Raw genomic sequence first — 22,315 nt, forward strand, 5'->3', positions numbered from 1 at the left:
TTGACGTCACGCATCCTGCTCGCCGCCACTCTCGTCCTGGCCCTGCCGACGCAGCCGGCGCTGACCAAGCCCGCAGCTTCGCAAGCACACACCCAATTCCACCTCGTCCCATCGCGCATCGACAGGACACTTGCCCAGTTCGTCGCGAGCCAGCGCGTCGCCGGGGCTGCCGTGCTCATCTGGAAGGACGGGCGCGAAGTCTATTTCGGCACCGCAGGTTACGCCGACCGAGAGGCGAAACGGCCCTTCACACGCGACACGCTGACGCAGGTCTGGTCGATGACCAAGCCGGTGACCGGCGTAGCGCTGATGACCTTGTGGGAGCAGGGCGAGTTCTCGCTCGACGAACCGCTATCCAAATACCTACCTGAATATGCCGACGTGAAAGTGTTCGCGGGCACGGACGCTGCGGGGAAGCCGATCGTCCGAGCGCCCGATCGCCCGATCGTTGTCCGAGACATCATGCGGCACACAGCAGGTTTCGTGACCGATGGTGGCGATAGCGGGCCTGAGAAGATCTTCGCCGAGGTCGACCCGCTCAATCTAGCAAACACGCTCGATCAGTTCAGCCGCAAGCTGGTGACGGTACCCCTCGCCTACGACCCCGGCACGCAGTGGCGTTACAGCCCGGCGGTCGACGTGCAGGCGCGGCTGGTGGAGAAGCTCAGCGGCCAGCCGTTCGAGACCTACGTCCGAGAACATGTGCTCGAGCCGCTCGGCATGAAGGACAGCGCGTGGACGCAGCCGGAATCGCAATATTCGCGGCTTGCGGCGGCCTACAGCGCGGCCCCGGGCAACACGCTTGTGCGCAAGAGCGACGAGGACATCCGCCGCTTCAATTTCAGCGACCGCAAGCTGACCCGCGGCGGAGCCGGCATCGCAACGACAATGAACGATTACCTCCGCTTCACGCGGATGCTGCTCAATCACGGCTCGCTCGACGGGGTGCGCATCCTGAAGCCCTCGACGGTCAGGCTGATGTCGACCAACCAGCTCGATCCCAAGATCGCGGAGCGCGCCTGGTTGCCGACCAAGGGCAATGGCGGGTTCGGGATGGATTTCTTTGTCCGCACCGGCCAGCCCCTGGATGCGGCCGAAAACCGCGGGACGGTCGGCGAATATTGGTGGGACGGCGCCTGGTCGACCCTGTTCTGGATCGATCCCGCCAACAACATGATCGTGCTGTTCTTCACCCAGAAGGAACCGTGGGACGGGACGCTTCACCACGACATCCGCGCCGCTGTCTATGGCGCGAACTATCTCGGGCCCAAGGGAGACTGAACCGCCGCTCCCATTGAAGAGCGCCGGGCCGAATCCCATATATCCTAGTGAAGATGGGGGGTTATCAGACGATCGACGTGCGCCTGGACGCCGCCCATGCCGGGTGGCGCCTTGATCGCGCGCTTGCGGCAGCGGTTCCAACGCTGTCGCGGGAGCGGTTGAAGAGCCTCATTCGCACCGGCGCGGTGGAGAGTGGCGGGGCCGCGCTCCGCGATCCGGCAACCAAGGTCAAAGGCGACGAGCATTTCATCGTCGCGGTGCCTGAACCCACGCAGGCCCATAACGAGCCGCAGGATATTCCGCTGACAATCGTGTTCGAAGACGAGCATCTGCTGGTCGTCGACAAGCCCGCGGGCCTGGTTGTCCACCCGGCGGCGGGGAATTTCGACGGCACTCTGGTCAACGCGCTGCTCCACCATTGCGCCGGGCAACTGTCAGGCATCGGCGGGGTCGCGCGGCCCGGCATCGTGCACCGCATCGACAAGGACACGTCGGGGCTGCTGGTGGTCGCGAAGACCGACGTCGCCCACGAAGGCCTCGCCAAGCAGTTCGCCGCGCATTCGATCGACCGGCGCTACCTCGCGATCGTCACTGGCGTTCCGAAGACGAGCGGCGGCGTGGTCGACGCGCCGCTCGCGCGATCAGCGGTAAACCGCAAGAAGATCGCCATCGTAGGAGGAGGTCGCGGCAAGCGCGCTGTAACCCACTGGCGCCGTCTCGACGCATTAAGGGATGCGGCACTGGTCGAATGCCGCCTCGAGACCGGGCGAACGCACCAGGTCCGGGTGCATATGGCCTCAATCGGCCATCCGCTGGTCGGCGACCCGGTCTATGGACGGTCGGGAAAGACGCACGGCAAGCTGTTGAAGGAGCTTGGCTTTCACCGCCAGGCCCTGCACGCGACTGAACTTGGGTTCACCCATCCGGTCACCAAGAGCAGGCTGTCGTTCTCCAGCCCCATGCCAGCCGACATGCAGCAACTGTTCAACGCGCTTGGTGTATGAAGTTTAACAAGGTAGGGCGGCCCTTAGCCTGTATTGAGCCGCCCCTTAAAAGGGAGAAAGACGACTAACATGGCCAATGGTAAAGGGATCGTCTCAATCCCCTCGTCCGGTGGGGAGGCCGGACTCAACCGCTATCTCGCGGAGATCAAGAAATTCCCGATCCTCAGCCCTGAGGAAGAATATATGCTCGCCAAGCGCTGGCGCGAGCATGGCGACACCGAAGCCGCCGCAAAGCTGGTCAATTCGCACCTCCGTCTCGTCGCGAAAATCGCGATGGGCTACCGCGGCTACGGCCTGCCGGTCAGCGAGCTTATCAGCGAAGGCAATATCGGCCTGATGCAGGGCGTGAAGAAGTTCGAGCCCGATCGCGGCTTCCGCGTCGCGACCTATGCGATGTGGTGGATTCGCGCCTCCATCCAGGAATTCATCCTGCGCTCGTGGAGCCTGGTCAAAATGGGCACGACTGCGGCGCAGAAGAAATTGTTCTTCAACCTTCGCCGGATGAAGAACCAGATCGACGCGTTCGAAGAAGGCGACCTGAAGCCCGCGGACGTCGCCAAGATCGCCACCGATCTCGGGGTGACCGAGGAAGAAGTCGTCTCGATGAACCGCCGCATGGGCATGGGCGGCGACACGTCGCTCAACGCGCCATTGAAGGGCGACGAAGGCGGCGAAGGTCAGTGGCAGGACTTCCTCGTAGATAACGGCCCGCTCCAGGACGAGCTGATCGCCGAGGACGAGGAAAGCCAGGTCCGCCACGATCTTCTCGTGACCGCGCTGGAAAGCCTCAACGACCGCGAGAAGCATATCCTGATGGAACGCCGCCTCGCGGACGAGCCGAAGACGCTCGAGGAGCTGAGCCAGGTCTACGGCGTCAGCCGCGAGCGCATCCGGCAGATCGAGGTGCGCGCGTTCGAAAAGCTCCAGGCGGCGCTGCTGCGGCTGGCCGGCGAGCGACGGCTTCTGCCCGCCGCTTAACCGCGTCGCCTCGCGGCAACTGCGCCGCTTCCGAAACGACCCCCCTTGCCTTCCGTCAAAAACAGGCGGACGGTGAGATCTTCACCACTGGCGCCCGAGCGCCGATGCCACGCGACTCGCGCGCCCGTGAACCGGACGAAGGGAGAGTCGTATGGCCGGACAACCATTCACAGGCACCCGAGTAATCGCGCTGGTGGGACCCGCCGGCGCGGGAAAGACCAGCCTTGCCGAGGCTATGCTGTTTGCAGCCGGCGCCACCGATCGATTGGGATCGACGGCCAACGGCTCCAGCATCGGCGATTCGAGTCCTGAAGCGCGACAGCGCGGCGGCTCGACCGAGCTCAACCTCTACAATTTCCAATATCTCGGCGACGAATTCGCAATCCTCGACTGCCCCGGCTCGGTGGGCTTTGCCGCCGACGGCGCCCGCGCGCTGGCAATCGCCGACGTTGCGATCGTGGTTGTGGACCCCGACCCTGCCCGCGCTCCGCTCGCTGCGCCTGCCCTGCGCGCGCTCGACGAGCTTGGCATTCCGCACCTCATCTTCGTCAACCGGATCGACCAGGCGCATGGCCGGGTGCGCGACCTGCTGTCCGCGCTTCAGCCGATCAGCGTGTCGCCGCTCATCGCCCGCCAGGTGCCGATTTGGGATGGCGAGAAGGTCTCCGGCTTCGTCGACCTCGCGCTCGAACGGGCGTTCAAATACCGGCCCGGCAAGGAATCCGAGCGGATCGAGATACCGGCCGAGCTCCAGGATCGCGAGATCGAGGCGCGCACCCATATGCTCGAGCAGCTCGCGGACCATGACGACGAGCTTCTCGAGCAATTGCTGATGGACCAGGCACCGACACCGGAGAAGGTGTTCCAGGACCTGACTCGCGAGACCAGCGAGAACCTGGGCGTCTCGGTGCTGTTCGGTTCGGCCAATAGCTCTTGGGGCGTTCGGCGGTTGCTGAAGGCGCTCCGCCACGAAGCGCCCGGTGCCCAGTCGACCGCCAACCGGCTCGGGGTCGGCGATCCCGCCATGTACATCTTCAAGGTGATCCATGGTTCGATCGGCCGGCTTGCGCTGGCCCGCGTGCTCGGCGGACGGATCGCCGAAGGCTCCGACCTCAAGGCGCAGGATGGCGAGCATGCCCGCGTCGGGTCCCTGTTCAAGGTCCAGGGTGAGAAGACCCAGAAAGTCAGCGAAGGCCGCGACGGCGATGTGGTCGCGGTCGCCAAGATCGATACCGTCAAATCGGGCGAATGGCTGGGCGCGGGCAAGTTGCCGGGACCGGTCGATGCTGACTATCCGGCGCGCAACTGTGCGATCGCAATCGAGCCCGCCGACCGCAAGGATGACGTCAAGCTGTCAGGCGCGCTGCATCGGCTGGAGGAAGAGGATTCGTCGCTCATCGTCGAGCATGACGATGCCAATCACGAAATCCGCCTGCGCGGCGTCAACGACGAGCATTTGAACACCGTCATCGCCAAGCTGAAGCGGCGGTACGGCGTCGAGGTGAAGAGCCAAACGCCAAGCGTCGGCTACCGCGAGTCCATCCGGAAGCCAGTGACGCAAAAGGGCCGCCACAAGAAACAGTCGGGCGGTCACGGCCAGTTCGGCGACGTGATCATCGAAGTGAAACCGCTGCCGCGCGGCTCCGGCTTCCAGTTCGAGGAGCGGATTCACGGCGGCTCGGTACCCAAGCAATGGATTCCAGCCGTCGAGGAAGGCGTCCGGGAAGCCATGGCCAAGGGTCCACTCGGCTTCCAGGTCGTCGACTGCCACGTCGCCCTGATCGACGGAAGCTACCACAGCGTCGACAGCTCCGAGCTTGCGTTCCGCCTGGCCGGACGCATCGCGATGCACGAAGCGCTGACCGCCGCCCAGCCGCACTTGCTCGAGCCGATGCACAAGCTCAGCGTGGTCTGTCCGTCGAGCGCCACCAGCCGCATCACATCGGCCGTTGCCGGCCGGCGCGGCCAGATGCTCGGCATGGCGCCGCGTGACGGCTGGACCGGCTGGGACCGGATCGACGCACTGATACCGGAAGCGGAACTGAGCGGGCTCGAGGCCGAGCTTCGCTCGCAAAGCCAAGGCCTCGCGACCTACGAGGCACAGTTCGACCATCTGGCCGAATTGAACGGGCCGCTTGCGGACAAGGTCATCCAACAGAGGGTGCCCGAGCCGGCCTGAGCACTGGCAATTTGTCAGGCGACAGCCGCAACAGGCTCGTTTAGGCGAGCCATCGCATGAAGCACTGGTTCAAAGACCAGCATTTCCGCTCGCTTCTCAAGAACACGAGCTATCTCGGCGTCTCCAAGGCGGTCGCCGCGCTATGCGGCGTTGCAACGCTGGCCTTCGCCGGGCGCGGACTGGGCGTCATCCTGTTCGGCACGCTCATCCTGATCACCAGCTATGTGAAGGCGGTCAGCGGAATCGCGAAGTTCCAGTCGTGGCAGTTGATCGTCCGCTATGGCGGGCACGGCGTCGCTCACGGCGACCCGGAGCACTTCAGGGTCGCCACCGGGTTCGCCTTCGCGCTCGACGTCGTCAGCGGCATGATCGGCCTAATCGGCGGCGCTTTGCTGCTGCCGTTCATCGGCGGATGGGCGGGCATTCAGCCCGAATATCTGTGGCTCGCGATGCTTTATTGCACGCTGATTCCGGTCATGGCCTCGGCGACGCCGGACGGCGTGCTCCGCGTGCTCGATCGTTTCGACCTCATCAGCTGGTCGGGCACCTTGATGCCGATCACCAGGGCCGTCCTCGCCGGCGTTGCGTTCTTCAGCGGTGCGGGGTTCGCCACCTACGTGATCATCTGGTTCGCAACCGACCTCGCCGGGCAAGTCTATCCGTGGATCCTCGGCTGGCGCGAACTCAGGCGTAAAGGCCTGCTCCAGGGCATTCGCCCGACATTGAAGCCCGCCGCGCTCGACGGCGCATGGCGCTTTGCGATCCAGGTCAACCTAGCGACCAGCGTGCAGGCGATCTGGGGCCCGGTCGGGCGGCTTGTCGTCGGCGGTCTGCTGGGGCCAGCCGGGGCCGCCCTTTTCCGCGTCGCCTCGACGCTTTCCGACAGCGCGCAAAAGCCTGCCGACCTGCTCGGCCGGGCTTTCTATCCCGAGATCGTTCGGATGGACCTCTCGTCCAAGAAACCGTGGAAGCTGATGCTTCGCGGAACGGCGTTGGTAAGCGCCGTCGCCGCCTTCGCGATCGCGCTGCTGCTCATCGGCGGCAAGCCACTCGTAGCGTTGCTGTTCGGCAAGGCCTTCACCGGGGCCTATGCCCCGCTCGTCGTGCTGATGGCGATTCCGCTGTTGGGCATCATCAGCTTCCCGCTCAGCCCGATGCTCTACGCCTTTGGCCGGTCGAGCGGGCCGCTGACCGCGAGGCTCCTTGGTAGCCTAGTGTTCTTCGCATCCATCGCGCCCTTGTGTTGGGCCTTCGATGTCGTCGGCGCCGCAATCGCGCTTGTTCTTGGCAATCTCGTTAACGTCGTGACGATGCTGCTGCTGCTCCGTCCGGAGTATCGCAAAGTGCGATCCAAACAGGGCAAAGGCTAGCTGGTCAGCGATTGCCGCGGGCGAATTCGAGGATCGCCCTCGCCTGCCGCTCCGATGCGGGCTCAGCCGAAGTGTCGATTGAGCGGCTGGTCGCCTCGATCTGGGCTTTTTCAAAGCTCGGCTGCAGGTCGGCGGCGCGATCCAAGGCAGGACCAAGATCTTCGACGCGATCGATCACCTGGCCCAACCGCCAGTGCGCGTAGTTCTCGCTGCTCTGCCAATCGATCCGATCGAGATTGAGGAAGATGCACGGCCGCGGCCTTCGCAGAAACTCGTACACCTGGCTCGAAATGTCGCCGATGTAGACGCTCGCGGCCTCGGTGTAGCTCATGTCGATCGACCTTGAGCTTCCCAAGTCGACCAGCACGTTGGGTGCGGCGGACACGACTTCAGGGCCGCCTTTGACCTTCACATGCGGCGCAACGACGAATTCCCAGCCGGGGATTTGCTCCATCGCTTTGACGACCGCCGGGCCATGCCGGAACCAGGAGCCGAGCTTCTCGTCGAAATGCGGATTGTACAGCGCCATGGGGCGGCCGCTCGTCGGCGCTTCGACGGGCCGAACAAGCTCATATTTCGCGTAACCGACGACCAGGCAATTCTCGTCGTCGGCCAGGCCACGCTCGATGAGCCGCTCCTTGTCCTTTGGTCCGTTGACCAGAGTCAGGTCGAAATGCTTGTGCTTGGGGTTGTAGCCCCCTTCCCTGTCGCCGGCACCGTGCTTCAGGTGGATCATCCGCGATTTGAAGCCGGGCAGCCGGTAAAGCAGGCTGCTGGTCGTCTCGGTCGTCACCAGCACCGGATAACGGCCGATCGTCCTCGAATGCATGAGCAGGCTGAGGCGACGCTTGGGCGGAGAGAAAAGCCCGTCCGGCCGCAGGCTCGGCACCCACAGCTTGCGAATGCGAAGCAATCCGTCCGGATCGTAGGAGCGGATGAAATCGATCCCCGCCGCGCTTGTCGCGAGGACGGTGACCTCCACGTCCGGCTCCTCCGCCAGCCGGAGCGCAGCGGGGAGCCAGTGAAGAAACTGGTGCGCCTGCGAGATCGCGAGGAAGCCGATGCGAAGCATTGCGGCCGGGTCTAGGCGAGGCCATCGACGACCGCCACCGGGCGCCACTCGCCAAGCCCGTTTTGCGCGCCGAAGTCGCTTGGAAAATCCTCGCCGGCATGGATGCCGCCAGTGACGAACACGGCGTCAAGGCCCATGCGCGCGGCACCCAGCATATCGGTCTGCAGCCCGTCGCCGACCGCCAGCACCTGATTCGCTGGCGGGTCTCCGGCCAGCGCGACAGCGTGGCGGTAGATCGGCTCGTACGGCTTGCCGTACCAGATCACCTCGCCGCCTAACGCTTCATAAGCGTCGCCCAGCAGCCCGGCACACGGCAGCCGTCGGGAGCCATAAACGACTACGCGGTCAGGGTTGAGGCAATGCATCCGGACGCCCCGCGCGGCCCATCGCGTCAAGTCTTGCTGGTAATCGGCAAGGTCCATGCGGCCTTCCTCGAACCCGATGCAGGCAAGATCGGCGAATTGATCGGTCTCGGCGATGACCAGTCCGTGCTCCGCCAGGACGTGGCGATCCATTTCCGTACCCAGAAACCCGACAGGTTCGCCAAGCGCGTTCAGTGCCGCGATACCCGCGCCCCCGCTCGAAACAATCGCATCCACCGCATCATGCGGCAGTCCGAGCCTCTCCAGCTGTTGCTGGATCACTTCCGGCGGTCGCGGTGCGTTGGTGAGAATAATGACCAAACGGCCCTCGCTCCGCCACCGCAATAGCCGCCGCGCGGCACCGGATTCGAGTCGAACGCCGTTGTGAATGACGCCCCATGCGTCGCACAGGAGCAGCCGGTATTTCGGGTCGAGCTTGTCCCAGAAACTCCGCGGATCCTGCATCGCTGCCCGCGTAACCGGATGCTGAACCCCTGTGAAGCTTGACGGCACTAGTCTCAGCGGCTTGGGTCGCGGGACAATCAGGGAAGTCGCATGGCCAAAAATCTGACCAAGTTCATCTTGCTCGCACTGGTGTTAGGCCTGATCGCCGGCTGGGCGATCAACGCGGCGATCGACGACGGCACGCCGCATAGCGCGGAGCGGCTGAAAGAGATCGCCGACTATCTGAGTATCGTGACGGCGCTGTTCCTCCGCCTGATCAAGATGATCATTGCGCCCCTCGTCTTCTCGACCCTCGTCGCGGGCATTGCGCACATGGGCGACATCGCCGCGCTTGGCCGCGTCGGCATGCGCTCGATCGTCTGGTTCATCGGGGCGACCTTCGTATCGCTGACATTGGGCCTGTTGCTCGTCAACGCGCTTCACCCGGGCGTCGGGCTAAACCTGCCGCTGCCGCCGGCCACTGCTGCAAGCGGCGTCGAAACCGCCGCTTTCAACCTCAAGGATTTCGTCTCACACCTCGTGCCGGCCTCGATCTTCGAGGCGATGGCCGACAATGAGATCCTCCCGATCGTCATCTTCTCGATCTTCTTCGGTGTCGCGCTGACGTCGATCGGCGAGAAAGGGAAGCCGGTCGTCCGCGGCGTGGAATCGCTCGTCCGCGTCATGCTCCAGGTGACTAACTATGTGATGCGTTTCGCGCCGTTCGCGGTGTTCACCGCGGTCGCCAGCGCGCTTGCCGAGCGCGGCCCGCAGATCATCATGACCTTGGGCAAGTTCGTCGGCAGCTTCTACCTCGGCCTCGCGATCCTGTGGGCGATCCTGATCGGCGCCTGCTTCGTCATCGTCGGCCCGCGCACGCGGCACCTCGTCCGCTACATCCGCGACCCGGTGGTCCTCGCCTTTTCGACCGCGTCGAGCGAAGCCGCTTACCCGCGCACGCTCGAGGAGCTCGAACGCTTCGGCGTTCCGCCGCGCATCGCGAGCTTCGTCCTACCGTTGGGTTATTCGTTCAATCTCGACGGGTCGATGATGTATATGACCTTCGCGTCGATCTTCATCGCGCAGGCCTATGGCATCGACCTCAGCATCGGACAGGAAATCACCATGCTGCTGGTGCTGATGATCACGTCAAAGGGCATGGCCGGAGTCCCGCGCGCAAGCCTGGTGGTGATCGCCGCGACCCTGTCGATGTTTAAGATCCCGGAGGCGGGGTTGCTGCTGATCCTCGCGGTCGACCATTTCCTCGACATGGGCCGCTCGGCGACCAACGTCGTCGGCAACGCCGTTGCATCGAGCGTCGTCGCGCGGTGGGAGGGCGAGTTGGCCCCGCCAATGTCGCCGGACATCGAACCAGCGCCCGCCGCGCGGCGAGCCAAGCCGCGTAAGACGGCCTGACATGCTGAGCGTCGCGGGCATCGAGCTTCTGCCGCCGCTCGCGACCTTCCTCGCCTTCGCGCTCGCGGGCCTCGCGCTCAACGTCGTCCCCGGCGCGGATATGACCTTCGTCATCGCCAGTGCCGCACGCGGGGGCCGGCGCGACGGCATCATCGCTGCGCTCGGTATTGGCGGCGGAGCGCTGGTGCATATCTTCGCGGCCGTGGTCGGCCTGTCGGCTTTGCTCGCCGCATCGCAGGCGGCCTTCACGATCATCAAATGGGTCGGCGCCGCCTACCTCGTCTACATTGCGATCTCGCTGCTGCGCGGCGGCAAATCGTCGGCGGACACTCCGCAACGCAAGCCGCAGAGCGGTTGGCCGCTGTTCCGCGCGGCGGCGCTGGTGAACCTGCTCAACCCGAAGGTCGCGCTGTTCTTCCTCGCCTTTCTGCCGCAGTTCGTCGACCCGCACGCGACGGTGCCGGCACTCCAGATCCTGTGCCTCGGCCTGTGGTTCGACGTCGTCGGCACCGTCGTCAACATCATCGTCGCGATCGTTGCCGCAGGCACCGCCGCGCGGCTGCGCCATGTGACGTGGATTGGACGCGCCGCGCGTTACATTGCCGCGACCGCGATGGGCGGGCTCGCGCTCAAGCTGGCGTTCGCCGAACGCCGCTAGTCGAAGGGCCGATCGATACTCGGCGGCGGATTGGTGAAGAACTTCGGCCCGTTCGCCGTCATGTACCAGCAGTCCTCGATCCGCACGCCGAACTTGCCGGGGATGTAGAGCCCTGGTTCGTCCGAGAAGCACATGCCAGGCGCTAGCGGCGTCGTCTCGCCGTGGACCAGATAGACCGGCTCGTGAACCTCCATACCGATGCCATGCCCGGTCCGGTGCGACAGGCCCGGCAGCCGGTAACCGGGCCCAAAGCCCCAGCTTTCGTAGGCGGCCCGAACCGCGTCATCGACCGCGCCTGCGGGGACGCCGACCTTGGCGGTGCGGATCGCGATCTGCTGACCTTGGTGAACCTGGTCCCACAGCTTGCGCTGCTCGGGCGTAGGGTCGGCGCCGAACACGAAGGTGCGGGTGATGTCAGCCTGGTAGCCGTGGACTGACGATGTGCAGTCCATCAACACCACATCGCCGCGCTTCAGAACATGCGGGATCTTGCTTCCGTGCGGATAGGCCGAGGCCTCGCCAATCAGGTGCAAGCCGCCGTCGTAGGCTCCGCCCAGCCGCTTTTGTGCCGATGCGACCAGCGCATCGAGGTCAGCGCCGCTCATGCCTTCGCGCGCACTGGTGCTGGCGTAGCGCAGCGACGCGAGCATGATGTCGTTCGCCGCCTGCATGAGCGCGAGCTCGGCCGGCGACTTGATCATCCGCAGCGCGCGCACGACCGGGTTGCCGCTTACGATCTGGATGCCTGGAAGCTGCTGCTTCAGCCGATCCTGAATGAAGAAGCGATCGGTCTCCTCGAACGCGATCGGACGGTTTGCGACGCCGCGTTCTTTGAGGAAGTCGGCGACGAGCTTTAAGGGCTCCTCATCCTCCTGCCACGTGCGGATCTCCGCCGGGATCAGCAGCATTTCCTTGATCGTCGGGCTTTCGAAGAAGGGCGTGACGACGATCGCGTCACCCTCCGCCGGGATCACAACCGCCGTCAGCCGCTCGCTCCGCCACCATTGGATGCCGGTGAAATAATCGAGGCTCGGGCCGGACTCGACGAGGACCGCGCCGATGCCGTTCTTGCGCATCAACTCGCGCGCTCCGGCGACGCGATGCAGCCGTTCGGTCTGGCTAATGGGCGGCGGAATGGGGATTGGCGCGAGCTGGTCGGCGGCCTGCGCGAATACCCGGCCGATCGGCAGCGTCATAGCCGCCATCATCGCGCCGGCACCGCCCATCATCCGGCGCCTCGACAGATTCATGGTCATGCATCCCCCCTTCCCGCGAGCGCGGCGATTTCCTTGACGAATTTGGCGGCGACGACGGCGGTAACGCCGTTCACATCGCGGCTTGGATTATACTCGACGATGTCCGCGCCGATCAGCGGTCCCTTCACGCGGTCGAGCACAGCCAGGATGTCGCGCGTCGAAAGCCCGCCTGGTTCGTGGTGCGAGACACCCGGCGCAAACGCGGGATCGAGCGCATCCATGTCGATGCTGATGTACAGCGGCCCTTCCGGGATCGGCACGCGGTCGGATGCGAAGCTGCGCATCTCGATCATTTCGACGCCGTAGCGGTTCGCCTGCTCGCGGCAATGGGCATTCGCAGTGCGAATGCCGACCTGGACGAGCCGCGATGCGAGCTTCTTCTCCATGATCCGCGCGAAGGGCGAAGCATGGCTCAGCGGATCGCCGCCAAAATCCTCGTAGATGTCAGGATGCGCGTCGAAATGGAGAATGGCGACCGGCCCACGCTCGCGCGCAATTCCGGCAACGATCGGGTTGGTCACCATGTGGTCGCCACCCAGAAACAGGGGCACGACCCCGTCGCGTGCAGCGGCCGCAGCGGCGTCCTGAATGCGATCGATGTCGTCAGCGCTCTCGTCGAGCGGCAGGTCGCCTGCGTCGTCGATTTGAACATCTTCGCCGGATTCCGCCGCCATGTTGGCATGATCGGAATGGAAAGCGGCGCGGATTGCGGCTGGCGCAAGCGCCGGGCCGCGCAGGAACGAGGAGTGGCTGTCGGTCGGCAGCCCGATCAGCCGGACGCGTCGCTGTCCCCCGCTTGTCGTCATCGCGCATCCCTCTTGCATGTCGCACGCCGCTGCGCCAGCAGCGCCGCTCCATGCCATTCGAGCTCAACCATCCGCCGGGCACAACCCGCCGCCCAGGTCCGCGTGAGCTGACGGTGCTCCTGGCCCTGCTGATGGCGCTCAATGCCTTTGCGATCGACGCGATGATCCCGGCGCTGCCCGACATCGGCCGCTCGCTCCATGTGCACGAGGAGAACCGGCGCCAGCTCGTGGTTGTCGCTTACTTTCTCGGCTTCGGATCAACCCAGCTGGTGTGGGGACCGCTCGCCGATCGCTTCGGACGAAAACCGATCCTCGCCGCGGGCGTGCTGCTCTATGCCTTCTTCGCGCTGCTTTGTGGGCTCGCGAGCAGCTTCGCGCTGTTGATCGCCGGGCGCATTGCGATGGGAGCTTCGGCAGCGGTCACCCGCGTTCTCGTAATCTCGATGGTCCGCGATCTTTTCGAAGCGGAGTCCATGGCCCGGGTCATGAGCCTGGTCTTCATGACGTTCATGCTGGTGCCCGTGCTTGCGCCGAACATCGGGCAGGCGATCCTGCTGGTCGCTCCCTGGAGGGCGATCTTCATCATCCTCGCGGTCTACGCCATCGCCATGCTAACCTGGTCGTGGATCAGGCTGCCCGAAACGTTACGTCCGGAATATCGGCGCTCGCTGCGGTGGCACGATATGCAAAGCGCGATGGTCGCCACCGTCAGCGAGCGGCAGTCGCTCGGCTACACCCTGGCTGTCACGGTGACCTTCGCCGGGCTCGTCGCTTACATCAGCACAATCCAGCAGATCGTGTTCGAAGTGTTCGGCAAGCCGCAGCTCATCGGGCTCGTTTTCGCCTGCATCGCAGCGCCCATGGGCCTCGCCTCATACGGCAACAGTCGGATCGTCGAGCGCTTCGGGCTGAGGCGCGTCGGCCATTTTGCGTCGCTAATGCTGGCGGTCGTTACGGCTCTCCACGCCGCAATCGCGCTCAGCGGTCACGAGACGCTTGTCGTGTTCGTGGTGATGCAGGGGCTGACGATGGCCTGCTTCGCCTTTACCTCGTCCAACTTCAGCACCCTGGCAATGGAGCATATGGCTCCGATTGCCGGCACTGCGTCGTCGGTTCAGGGCGTGATCGGTACGCTGGGGTCAGCAGCGATCGGCTTCGGCATTGGCCAAGCCTATAACGGCACCGCGCTTCCATTCCTCATCGGTATCGCGACTTGTTCCACAGTCGGCTTCCTGATCGTTTGGGCGACCGAGCCCAAGCGCCTGTTCGCAGCCATGCAGGCCGACCCCGAGGAGCAGGAAGCGGCGCGCGAGTCGACCGCGATCCCGGAGGATTTGGTTTAGGATTGGGTGGCGGCGGGCGGGGACGGTGCGGAGATCCGCCCGCCGCCGGGGAGCTTATTCGACTCCGACCTCGTCGTCGTCAGCCGCGCCAACCATTAGCGCTTCGCCGACTTCCTCGGTCCGCCCACGGATCGCATTTTCGATCTTCGCAGCGACCTCGGGATTTTCCTTGAGGTAGGTCTTGGCGTTCTCGCGGCCCTGGCCGATGCGGATGCTGTCGTAACTGAACCAGGCGCCGGATTTCTCTACGATCCCGGCCTTGACGCCGAGGTCGAGGATTTCGCCGACCTTGCTGACGCCCTCACCATACATGATGTCAAATTCGACCTGCTTGAACGGCGGCGCGACCTTGTTCTTCACCACCTTCACGCGGGTTGCGTTGCCAACGATATCGTCGCGATCCTTGATCTGGCCGGTGCGGCGAATGTCGAGACGGACGCTGGCGTAGAATTTCAGCGCATTGCCGCCGGTCGTGGTCTCGGGATTGCCGTACATCACGCCAATCTTCATGCGGACCTGGTTGATGAAGATGACCGTGGTGCGCGAGCGGCTGATCGAGCCGGTCAGCTTGCGCAGCGCCTGGCTCATTAGGCGCGCCTGGAGGCCGACGTGGCTGTCGCCCATCTCGCCCTCGATCTCAGCGCGCGGGACCAAGGCCGCAACCGAATCCACCACCAGCACGTCGATCGCGTTCGAGCGCACCAACGTATCGACGATCTCGAGCGCCTGCTCGCCGGTGTCTGGCTGCGAGACGATCAGCTCGTCGATGTCGACACCAAGCTTCTTGGCGTAGGACGGATCGAGCGCATGCTCGGCATCGACGAACGCGGCCGCGCCGCCGGTCTTCTGTGCCTCGGCAATGGCATGCAGCGCGAGCGTCGTCTTGCCCGAGCTTTCCGGCCCGTAAATCTCGATCACCCGGCCGCGCGGAAGCCCGCCGACGCCAAGCGCGATGTCGAGGCCCAGCGACCCGGTCGAAATCGTCTCGATCTCGATCTTCTCGCGGCTGCCGAGCTTCATTGCCGAGCCCTTGCCGAACGCGCGATCGATCTGGGCGAGCGCTGCTTCAAGCGCCTTCTGCCGGTCCGTACCTTGCACTTTGGGGGTCTCTGCTCCGCTACCGATGATCTTCAACTGAGCCGCCATGTCCATCGTCTCCCTCGTCATTGCAAGCGGTCATTCCGCGTTGCGCCGGCGGCCGAGCTCCGCCCCGATGAGGAAGTACGTATCCTATTTGTTCATGTGGAACAAGTAGGGAACAAACAAATTTAGCGAACCAGTTTTCCCTCTTTGATTACGCCATCTACATGCTCGAGGACGCGCATATCGGCCAACGGGTCTCCCTTGACCGCGATGAGGTCGCCGTAAGCGCCCGCCGCGATGCTCCCGACCTGCCCGTCCATCCGCAGCGCCTTCGCCGCCTCGCTGGTCGCGGACTGGATCGCCTGCATCGGAGTCATGCCGTAGCGCACCATGTAGGCGAACTGCCGGCCACCCAAGCCGTACATGTAAACGCCGGCATCGGTGCCGAAGGTCATCTTGGCGCCGGCCGTCACCGCCGCCGCGAACCCCTGCCGCTGGATATCGGTCGTCTCGATATTCTTGCGCAAATATTCGGCCGGCCAATGTTCCTTGACCCCGACGTCGTTGATCCAGTCGCCGTTGTAGATGTCCATGTCGAGCCACACGCCATTCGCCTTGGCGAGCGCGACGCCTTCCGCGTCGAGATAGCTGGCGTGCTCGATGGTGCGGGCGCCGGCGCGGATTGCGGCCTTGATTCCTTCCGCTCCATGGGCGTGGGCGATGCAGTAGGAGCCGTGCGCCTTGGCCTCGTCGCACGCGGCCTTCATCTCTTCCGGCGACAGTTCCAGCGCGCCGGGGATGCCGCCGATCGCCAGCACCGCGCCGGTCGCGATCAGCTTGATGAAGTCCGCGCCATGGTTGAGGAAATAGCGGGCGCGATCGCGCGCCTCCGCCGGGGTGCGAACCTCACCCATCCGGAACTGCTCGGGCACCGGCACGTCGGCCGCGAGCGCGTTGATCTCGCCGCCGCCGCCCGGGACCGTGATGTAGCCGCCGGAGACGAACATCCGCGGTCCCTCGATCTCGCCGGCATTGATCGCGTCGCGGAGCGCGACGTCGGTCAGGCCGCGATAGACGCCGACATCGCGCACCGTGGTGAACCCGCTGTCGAGCTCCATCTTCGCCGCTTTGGCGCCCTTGAGGATCGTCCGCGATTCGCTGCGCTTGAGGGGCCCCGCCGGGTCGCCGTCGCCGGCATCGATCGCACCGTCCGCCAAGTGCGTGTGCAGGTCGATGAGGCCCGGGAGAACGGTCTCGCCCGACCAGTCAACGGTCGGTGGTCCGTCAGTGTCACGCCATGGAGTGATCGCGGCGATCTTGCCGTCGACGATGCGGATCCGCTGGTCGGTCAGGACCTTCGCGGCTTGCGGGTCGATCAAGCGGCCAGCGCGGACGTCAACAGTTTGCGCCGCTGCGGCCGAACCGAGCAGAAGCGCGATGCCTGCGATCATGTTGCGCACGAATTTCCTCCCCACTTTGTGAAGAGACCTATCAGTCCGCGAGGCGTCCGCAATGGCCGCAAGCGGATATCGGCGAACAGGCGCAAACTATGGTAGGTGACAAACAGCAAAAGGAGGGGCGAATGACGCGATCACTATTGCTTCTTTCTGTCGCGGCGCTGCTGATGCCCGCGTGCCAATCCGGCGAGAAGTCCGGGACCACCACCGCCAACGGCAATACTGCCGCCGCCGTCGATGCCGGCGCGGACGAGCAGGCAATCCGCGGCCAGGTCAATCACTGGCTTCAGCTCGTGAAAGCCAAGGACGCGCCCGCGATTGCGGCGCTCTACACTGAAGACGGCGCAGTGATGCCGCCAAATGGTCCGATCGGCAAAGGACATGAAGCGATCCAGAAAACCTGGGCGTCGATGATGCAGACGCCGGGTTTCGACCTGACCTTCGTCCCGGAGCAGATCATCGTTTCATCGTCGGGCGACATGGCGCTCGATCGTGGGACTTATAGGCTGGCAGTCGCGCCCAACGGCAAGGCGATGACCGACACCGGCAAGTACGTGGTCGTGTGGCGCAAAATCGGCGGCGAGTGGAAAGCCGCCGCCGACATTTTCAACAGCGATCTGCCCGCCGGCGGAGCTTAGGCAGGCGTCACATCTCCCGCGCCTGTTCCGGAGTCGTCGCCGGCCTCGGGACGCTTGTCGAACACTTCGTCAATGATGCCGAAGGCCTTGGCTTCATCCGCCTCGAGGAACTTGTCGCGGTCCATCGCCTTCTCGATGTCCTCGATCGATTGGCCGGTATATTTCGCGTAGAGCTCGTTGAGGCGCTGGCGCATGCGCAGGATCTCGCGCGCCTGAATCTCGATGTCCGCGGCCATGCCCTGGGCGCCGCCCGACGGCTGGTGGACCATGATCCGGCTGTTGGTCAGCGCAACGCGCATTCCAGGCTCGCCCGCAGCGAGCAGGAAGCTGCCCATCGACGCGGCCTGACCGATGCACACGGTCGAAATTTTCGGCCGGATGTATTGCATGGTGTCGTGGATCGCGAGCCCCGCGGTGACCACGCCGCCCGGGCTGTTGATGTACATGAAGATGTCTTTTTTCGGGTTCTCGGACTCGAGGAACAGCAGCTGGGCGGTGACCAAGCTCGCCATATGGTCCTCGATCGCGCCGGTAATGAACACGATCCGCTCGCGCAGCAGCCGCGAATAAATGTCGAAGCTGCGCTCGCCCCGGTTTGACTGCTCGATGACGATGGGGACGAGTTGCGAAGCGATATCCTGGTGGTCAATCACGGGTAGCCGATCCTTATTGTTTGTCCCGACCTACATCGGGCGGATCACGGCAAGGTTCAAGCGGGGCTTGTTACATAAGAAAGGGGCGGCCCAGTTTCCCGGACCGCCCCCATCTCTTCCTGGCGCTTAACTTACTGGCCGCGCTCGCCACGTTCCGCCGGCGGCGGGGGTGGCGGCGGGGGCGGAGGAGGCGGCGGAGCCACTTCCTCAACCGCCGGCGGCGGCGGCGGGGGCGGCGGCGGCGTATAAACAGGCGCGGTCGGATGGATACCGCCCATCTTCAACGAGATGCGGCCGTAGTAGAACGGCCCCGGCACGTCGTAGGTCGTGGGATCGAAGTTGTTGATGCTGCAGGTATAGCAGCCCGGCGGATCCTTGTCGGTCAGGTTGTTGCCGCCGACGGTCAGCGTCACGCCATGATCGAGGATCGGCAGCGTGTAATTGACCTGCGCATCGACATAGAAACGGCTGCCGAGGCGGTTCGTCCGCTTACCGGCGATGCCGCCGAGGTCGGTCAGGCTGTATTCCGTCACATGCTGGATATAACGGCCGGTGACAGACGCGTTGAGGTTGCCCAGAGTCCAGTCGAGCGTCGTGTTGCCCTTGAACTTCGGATAGGCCTGGTCCGGGCTTCCCCGCTCGGTGCCGCGACGGTCGATCACGAACTGGCCAAGGCCGCCGTTGGTCTGGGTCACGACATATTTGAGCAGCCACGAGCCGTTAGCCGTCAGCCCGAACTTACCGATGCCGGTGAGCGGCGAGCGATAGCTAAGGCTGGTGTCGAAGGTCCGAACGTGGATGCTTGCAAGGTTCTCCAAGGTCGCGTCGATCTCATTGACGAAGCCCTTGGCCGTGCGCTTGACGAGCGCGCAGCTCACGGGGTCGCCATGAACCGCGCAGTTGGTCAGCGTCACACTGGGATCGAGCGCGCTGATCGCCTTCTTGACCTTGATGTCGTGATAATCGCCCTCGATGCTGAAAGCGCTGGCAAAGCCGTTGGGGGCCAGCCGCGGCGAGAAGACCGCACCCAGGTTGAGGCTTCTCGAGGTTTCTGCCTTGAGGTTCGGATTGCCACGCGTGAGAACCGGAAGCTGCCCCGGCTCTTCGGCATAGCTGCCGTCCGCCGGAACGCCATTGGCGATGCAGTTCGCTTTCACGTTCGGATCGGTCTGGAACAGGCCGCTGACGTCGCTGGTACAGGGATCGACCAGCGGAAGGTCGTAGCGCGACCGCTGACCCTTGAGTTCGCCGATCGTCGGCGCCCGGAAGCCGGTCGCATAAGCGGCACGGAACAGGACGTCGTGAACCGGCTTCCACAGGCCGCTGACGGTGTAGGTCGCCTTCCCGCCCACCGTCGAATAGTGCGAGTAGCGCGCCGCGCCGTCGGCTTCGAGCGAATAAGCGCCAGGCACGTCCTTCAGGATAGGCACACTGACTTCGCCGTAGACTTCGTCGACGTTGTAGTGACCCGAAGCCGGCAACGCGGGAATGTCCGCGCCGAGGCCGGCGGAAACGATCGGATCCGGCGTGAACGCGGCGCTCTGATAGCGATGCTCCGCACCGAACGCGACATCGAGCGGACCAGCCGGCAACTCGGCGACCGTGCCGCTAATGTTGCCGGTGAAGTCGTAGAGGTTCTGGTGGCTCTTGTCGTGCTCGGTGAACTGGATCCAGTCGAGCATGGCCTGCGTGATCGAGCCGGCGCCACCGAACAGATTCAGCGGGACGCACGGCGCATTGCAGTCCGCGATCGGCCCGAGCGCCTGAGCGACGCGGTCAGCGCGGACGTTGCCGGTGAAGCTCTGGCGGGCCTTGTTCTTGCCGAATGACCCGTTGAGATCCCAGTACCAGTCATGGCCGCCGAGGCCGAACTTGCCGTCGAGCGTCGCCGTCGCTGAATAAGTGGTGACCTTCTGATGGAAGTCGCGCTGTCCAGCCTCGATCAGGCGGCGCCCGATGAAGCTATAATTGGCGACGCAACCCCCGCCCTTCGGCGTACCGTCGGGATTGACGCAGGATTCGAGCGTGACGCCGGGGCTTCCCGGTCCGCCGTTGACGCCGAACGGGTTGTAGGGGTTGGTGGCGTCGATCGACAGAGTGTCGAACAGGCTGCCTGCCCCGTTGCCGGCGTCGGGCCCGATGAACAGAGGCTCGAACGCCGCTTTGTTTTCGGAATTACGACGATTGTAGAGACCGCGGACGCGGAAGTTGATGGTATCGGTCAGCTCGGTCTTGATGCTGGCCCAGCCGCCGTAACGCTCGTTCGGCGTAAGGATGTACTGATACGGTGCAAAGTTGAACCGATCGGCCGTCGTGAAATGCCGGAGCTCGGCGAATGTCGGCGTGTTGTCGGGCGCGGTTCCGATGGTGTCGCTGCCAGTGCCGTAGGCGGTAAGGAAGCGCCCGTTGGCCGAAGCGCTGCTGCACCCGCCGCCGCCATTTCCGCAGTCTGTCTGGAACGGATTAGGAAACTGCGAGATCGAGCGGTCACGTGAGTAGACCGGGTCCTGCTTGGAATAGGAACCGCCGAACACGATGCTCGCCCGGTCGAACTGGAGGCCGTAGCTCGCCTGGTAATCCTGGGTCTCGCCGTCGCCCTTGCTGAACTCTCCATATTGCGCGGAGGCACGCAGGCCCTCCTGCTGCTGGACCGTGATCACGTTGACCACGCCGGCAATGGCGTCCGAACCGTAGAGCGCGGAGGCGCCGGCCTGCAGCACTTCGATCCGGTCGATCATGTTGGACGGGATGGTGTTGAGGTCGACCGATCCTGGAATGCCGCTGGCGCTCGTCGCGTTAACGAAGCGGAGGCCATCGACCAGCACCAGGGTGCGGTTAGTGCCCAGATAACGAAGGTCGATCGTGGCCGAACCGGCGCCGACGCCGCCGCCGTCAGGCGGGTTGCCGAGGTTGCCGCTGGCGTTGACCTTGGTGTTGAGACCGCCGCTGGCGCTGGGAATGCGCTGCAGCACGTCCGCGATCGCCGTCAGGCCGGTTTTCTCGATCGAGGACTTATCGAGGAACACCACGGGGGCATTTTGATTGAGCGGGTCGCGACGAATGCGCGAACCGGTGATCACAATTTCTCCCTGGGGAGTCGGCTGCGTCGGTTGTGCAGCAGGTGACTGCACGTCCGCAGGCGGGAGCGCGTCTTGCGCTTCTGCTGCGGTTGAGCCGATGACGAGAGCCGCGAATCCGACGCTCGCGCGAAGGACCGAATTGATGCGCTTCATGAATTCCCCCTGTTCTCCTGGCACTGCCCCCAGTGCCAAGGTGGTTGAATGTTCATGGCTAACCGAGGTTAGGTTGCCGCAAAAGACTGGACCGTCACGGAGGCGACACAATTCACGGAAGGTGATGCAATAAGATTACAGTTCCCCGGGGGCCGCTAACGAAAGATAGGCAAGTCGCCTTATTTCTCGCCTGCCGCGCGTCACCGTGTCGAGTATCAGCCCGGCAAAAAAGCTCAAAACGGCGATGATCACGATACCGGTCACCAGGATCGCGGTCGGGACTCGGGGCACCAGGCCGGTGTGCAAATAGGTCTGGATCAACGGGATCGCGAGCAGGATCGCGGCGATCAGCAGCAAGGCGCCGATGCCTCCGTAGAACAGCACCGGCCGCTCAACCCGGTACAAGGTCGAGATGGTCTTCAGGATGCGCCAGCCATCAGAATAGGTTGAAAGTTTCGAATGCGAGCCCTCAGGCCGCGCGCCGTAAGCGGTTTCGACCTCTCCGACCGGCATCCTCAATTCCAGCGCATGGACGCTCATCTCGGTTTCGATTTCGAAACCCGAGGAAAGGACGGGAAAGCTCTTCACGAAGCGGCGCGAAAACACCCGGTAGCCGGAAAAGATGTCGCTGAAGCTCCGCCCGAACAGCCCGGACAGCAGGCCGGTGAAGACTTTGTTGCCGATCACATGCCCGCCCCGATAGGCATCCTTGGCCTCGTGCCGCCTCGTGCCGACCACCATGTCCAACTGCTCCGCAAGCAGAAGGTCGACCATCGCGGGCGCGGCGGCCGGGTCGTAGGTCAGGTCCCCGTCGGCCATCACGTAAACGTCGGCGTCGATGTCGGCGAACATTCGCCGCACCACATGGCCCTTGCCCTGCTGGCGCTCGCTCCGGACCACCGCTCCTGCCTTAGCGGCGAGGGCAACCGTGCCGTCTTTGCTGTTATTGTCGTAGACGTAGACGGTCGCCGCCGGGAGCGCCTTGCGAAAGCCTTTCACCGTCGCCGCAATCGCGGCTTCTTCATTGTAGCAGGGCAGGAGCACTGCAATTCGTGGTGACGCGACAGCGCTCAAATCATCCC

General features: G+C 64.3%; 18 protein-coding genes. 9 read left to right on the forward strand and 9 right to left on the reverse strand.

Features of this window, described 5'->3' with window-relative positions:
* From AC4K8G_RS03240 to AC4K8G_RS03260, 5 genes are all read left to right on the forward strand, one after another.
* Positions 1 to 1,281, forward strand: coding sequence for a serine hydrolase domain-containing protein (locus tag AC4K8G_RS03240; protein ID WP_491732738.1), 1,281 nt, complete (start codon positions 1 to 3; stop codon positions 1,279 to 1,281).
* Between the two features lie 53 nt (positions 1,282 to 1,334).
* The gene (locus tag AC4K8G_RS03245; protein WP_491732739.1) at positions 1,335 to 2,285 is read left to right on the forward strand and encodes an RluA family pseudouridine synthase; all 951 of its coding nucleotides are present in this window, start codon (positions 1,335 to 1,337) and stop codon (positions 2,283 to 2,285) included.
* 69 nt (positions 2,286 to 2,354) lie between these two features.
* Positions 2,355 to 3,263, forward strand: a complete 909-nt coding sequence (rpoH, locus tag AC4K8G_RS03250) for an RNA polymerase sigma factor RpoH (RefSeq protein WP_491732740.1) — start codon at positions 2,355 to 2,357, stop codon at positions 3,261 to 3,263.
* Between the two features lie 151 nt (positions 3,264 to 3,414).
* A complete protein-coding gene (locus AC4K8G_RS03255) occupies positions 3,415 to 5,442 on the forward strand; it encodes an elongation factor G (protein ID WP_491732741.1) in 2,028 nt (675 codons plus the stop codon).
* Positions 5,443 to 5,498: 56 nt separating this feature from the next.
* Positions 5,499 to 6,812 (forward strand): lipopolysaccharide biosynthesis protein, encoded by a 1,314-nt coding sequence (locus AC4K8G_RS03260; RefSeq protein WP_491732742.1) that lies wholly within the window; start codon positions 5,499 to 5,501, stop codon positions 6,810 to 6,812.
* Between the two features lie 4 nt (positions 6,813 to 6,816).
* Here the strand turns inward: AC4K8G_RS03260 and AC4K8G_RS03265 are convergent, their stop codons facing one another.
* Positions 6,817 to 7,884: a glycosyl transferase gene (locus tag AC4K8G_RS03265; RefSeq protein WP_491732743.1), complete on the reverse strand. Its 1,068-nt coding sequence runs from the start codon at positions 7,882 to 7,884 to the stop codon at positions 6,817 to 6,819.
* A gap of 11 nt (positions 7,885 to 7,895) precedes the next feature.
* A complete protein-coding gene (locus AC4K8G_RS03270) occupies positions 7,896 to 8,711 on the reverse strand; it encodes a TIGR01459 family HAD-type hydrolase (protein ID WP_491732744.1) in 816 nt (271 codons plus the stop codon).
* A 90-nt stretch (positions 8,712 to 8,801) separates the two neighbouring features.
* Here AC4K8G_RS03270 and AC4K8G_RS03275 point away from each other — a divergent pair, with 90 nt between their 5' ends.
* Together AC4K8G_RS03275 and AC4K8G_RS03280 are read left to right on the forward strand one after the other, a co-directional pair.
* The gene (locus tag AC4K8G_RS03275) at positions 8,802 to 10,106 is read left to right on the forward strand and encodes a dicarboxylate/amino acid:cation symporter (protein WP_491732745.1); all 1,305 of its coding nucleotides are present in this window, start codon (positions 8,802 to 8,804) and stop codon (positions 10,104 to 10,106) included.
* 1 nt (position 10,107) lies between these two features.
* Positions 10,108 to 10,764 carry a LysE family translocator gene (locus tag AC4K8G_RS03280; protein ID WP_491732746.1) on the forward strand — a complete coding sequence of 219 codons (657 nt, stop codon included), beginning with the start codon at positions 10,108 to 10,110 and terminating at the stop codon, positions 10,762 to 10,764.
* On the opposite strand, the gene AC4K8G_RS03285 is transcribed toward AC4K8G_RS03280, so the two are convergent.
* Both AC4K8G_RS03285 and AC4K8G_RS03290 read right to left on the reverse strand, forming a co-directional pair.
* Entirely contained in the window at positions 10,761 to 12,020 is a 1,260-nt protein-coding gene (locus AC4K8G_RS03285) for a M24 family metallopeptidase (protein ID WP_491732747.1), read from the reverse strand. The genes AC4K8G_RS03280 and AC4K8G_RS03285 overlap by 4 nt on opposite strands.
* Positions 12,017 to 12,826: an arginase family protein gene (locus AC4K8G_RS03290; RefSeq protein ID WP_491732748.1), complete on the reverse strand. Its 810-nt coding sequence runs from the start codon at positions 12,824 to 12,826 to the stop codon at positions 12,017 to 12,019. The genes AC4K8G_RS03285 and AC4K8G_RS03290 overlap by 4 nt, the downstream gene beginning before the upstream one ends.
* 50 nt (positions 12,827 to 12,876) lie before the next feature.
* Between AC4K8G_RS03290 and AC4K8G_RS03295 the strand changes: the two genes are divergently transcribed.
* On the forward strand, positions 12,877 to 14,169 hold the full coding sequence (locus AC4K8G_RS03295) for a multidrug effflux MFS transporter (protein ID WP_491732749.1): 1,293 nt from the start codon (positions 12,877 to 12,879) through the stop codon (positions 14,167 to 14,169).
* Positions 14,170 to 14,223: 54 nt separating this feature from the next.
* On the opposite strand, the gene recA is transcribed toward AC4K8G_RS03295, so the two are convergent.
* Both recA and AC4K8G_RS03305 read right to left on the reverse strand, forming a co-directional pair.
* Positions 14,224 to 15,315, reverse strand: a complete 1,092-nt coding sequence (recA, locus tag AC4K8G_RS03300; RefSeq protein WP_491734401.1) for a recombinase RecA — start codon at positions 15,313 to 15,315, stop codon at positions 14,224 to 14,226.
* Positions 15,316 to 15,437: 122 nt separating this feature from the next.
* Positions 15,438 to 16,703 carry a metal-dependent hydrolase family protein gene (locus AC4K8G_RS03305; RefSeq protein WP_491734402.1) on the reverse strand — a complete coding sequence of 422 codons (1,266 nt, stop codon included), beginning with the start codon at positions 16,701 to 16,703 and terminating at the stop codon, positions 15,438 to 15,440.
* Between the two features lie 131 nt (positions 16,704 to 16,834).
* Here AC4K8G_RS03305 and AC4K8G_RS03310 point away from each other — a divergent pair, with 131 nt between their 5' ends.
* Entirely contained in the window at positions 16,835 to 17,347 is a 513-nt protein-coding gene (locus AC4K8G_RS03310; protein ID WP_491732750.1) for a YybH family protein, read from the forward strand.
* Here AC4K8G_RS03310 and clpP read toward each other — a convergent pair.
* The 3 genes from clpP to AC4K8G_RS03325 form a co-directional block, all read right to left on the reverse strand.
* The gene (gene clpP, locus AC4K8G_RS03315; protein WP_491732751.1) at positions 17,344 to 18,000 is read right to left on the reverse strand and encodes an ATP-dependent Clp endopeptidase proteolytic subunit ClpP; all 657 of its coding nucleotides are present in this window, start codon (positions 17,998 to 18,000) and stop codon (positions 17,344 to 17,346) included. The genes AC4K8G_RS03310 and clpP overlap by 4 nt on opposite strands.
* A gap of 131 nt (positions 18,001 to 18,131) precedes the next feature.
* Positions 18,132 to 21,233 carry a TonB-dependent receptor domain-containing protein gene (locus tag AC4K8G_RS03320; RefSeq protein ID WP_491732752.1) on the reverse strand — a complete coding sequence of 1,034 codons (3,102 nt, stop codon included), beginning with the start codon at positions 21,231 to 21,233 and terminating at the stop codon, positions 18,132 to 18,134.
* A gap of 135 nt (positions 21,234 to 21,368) precedes the next feature.
* Positions 21,369 to 22,307, reverse strand: coding sequence for a glycosyltransferase family 2 protein (locus AC4K8G_RS03325; protein ID WP_491732753.1), 939 nt, complete (start codon positions 22,305 to 22,307; stop codon positions 21,369 to 21,371).
* Between the last annotated feature and the right edge of the window lie 8 nt (positions 22,308 to 22,315).

This window comes from Sphingomonas sp. SP3 (assembly GCF_058514305.1).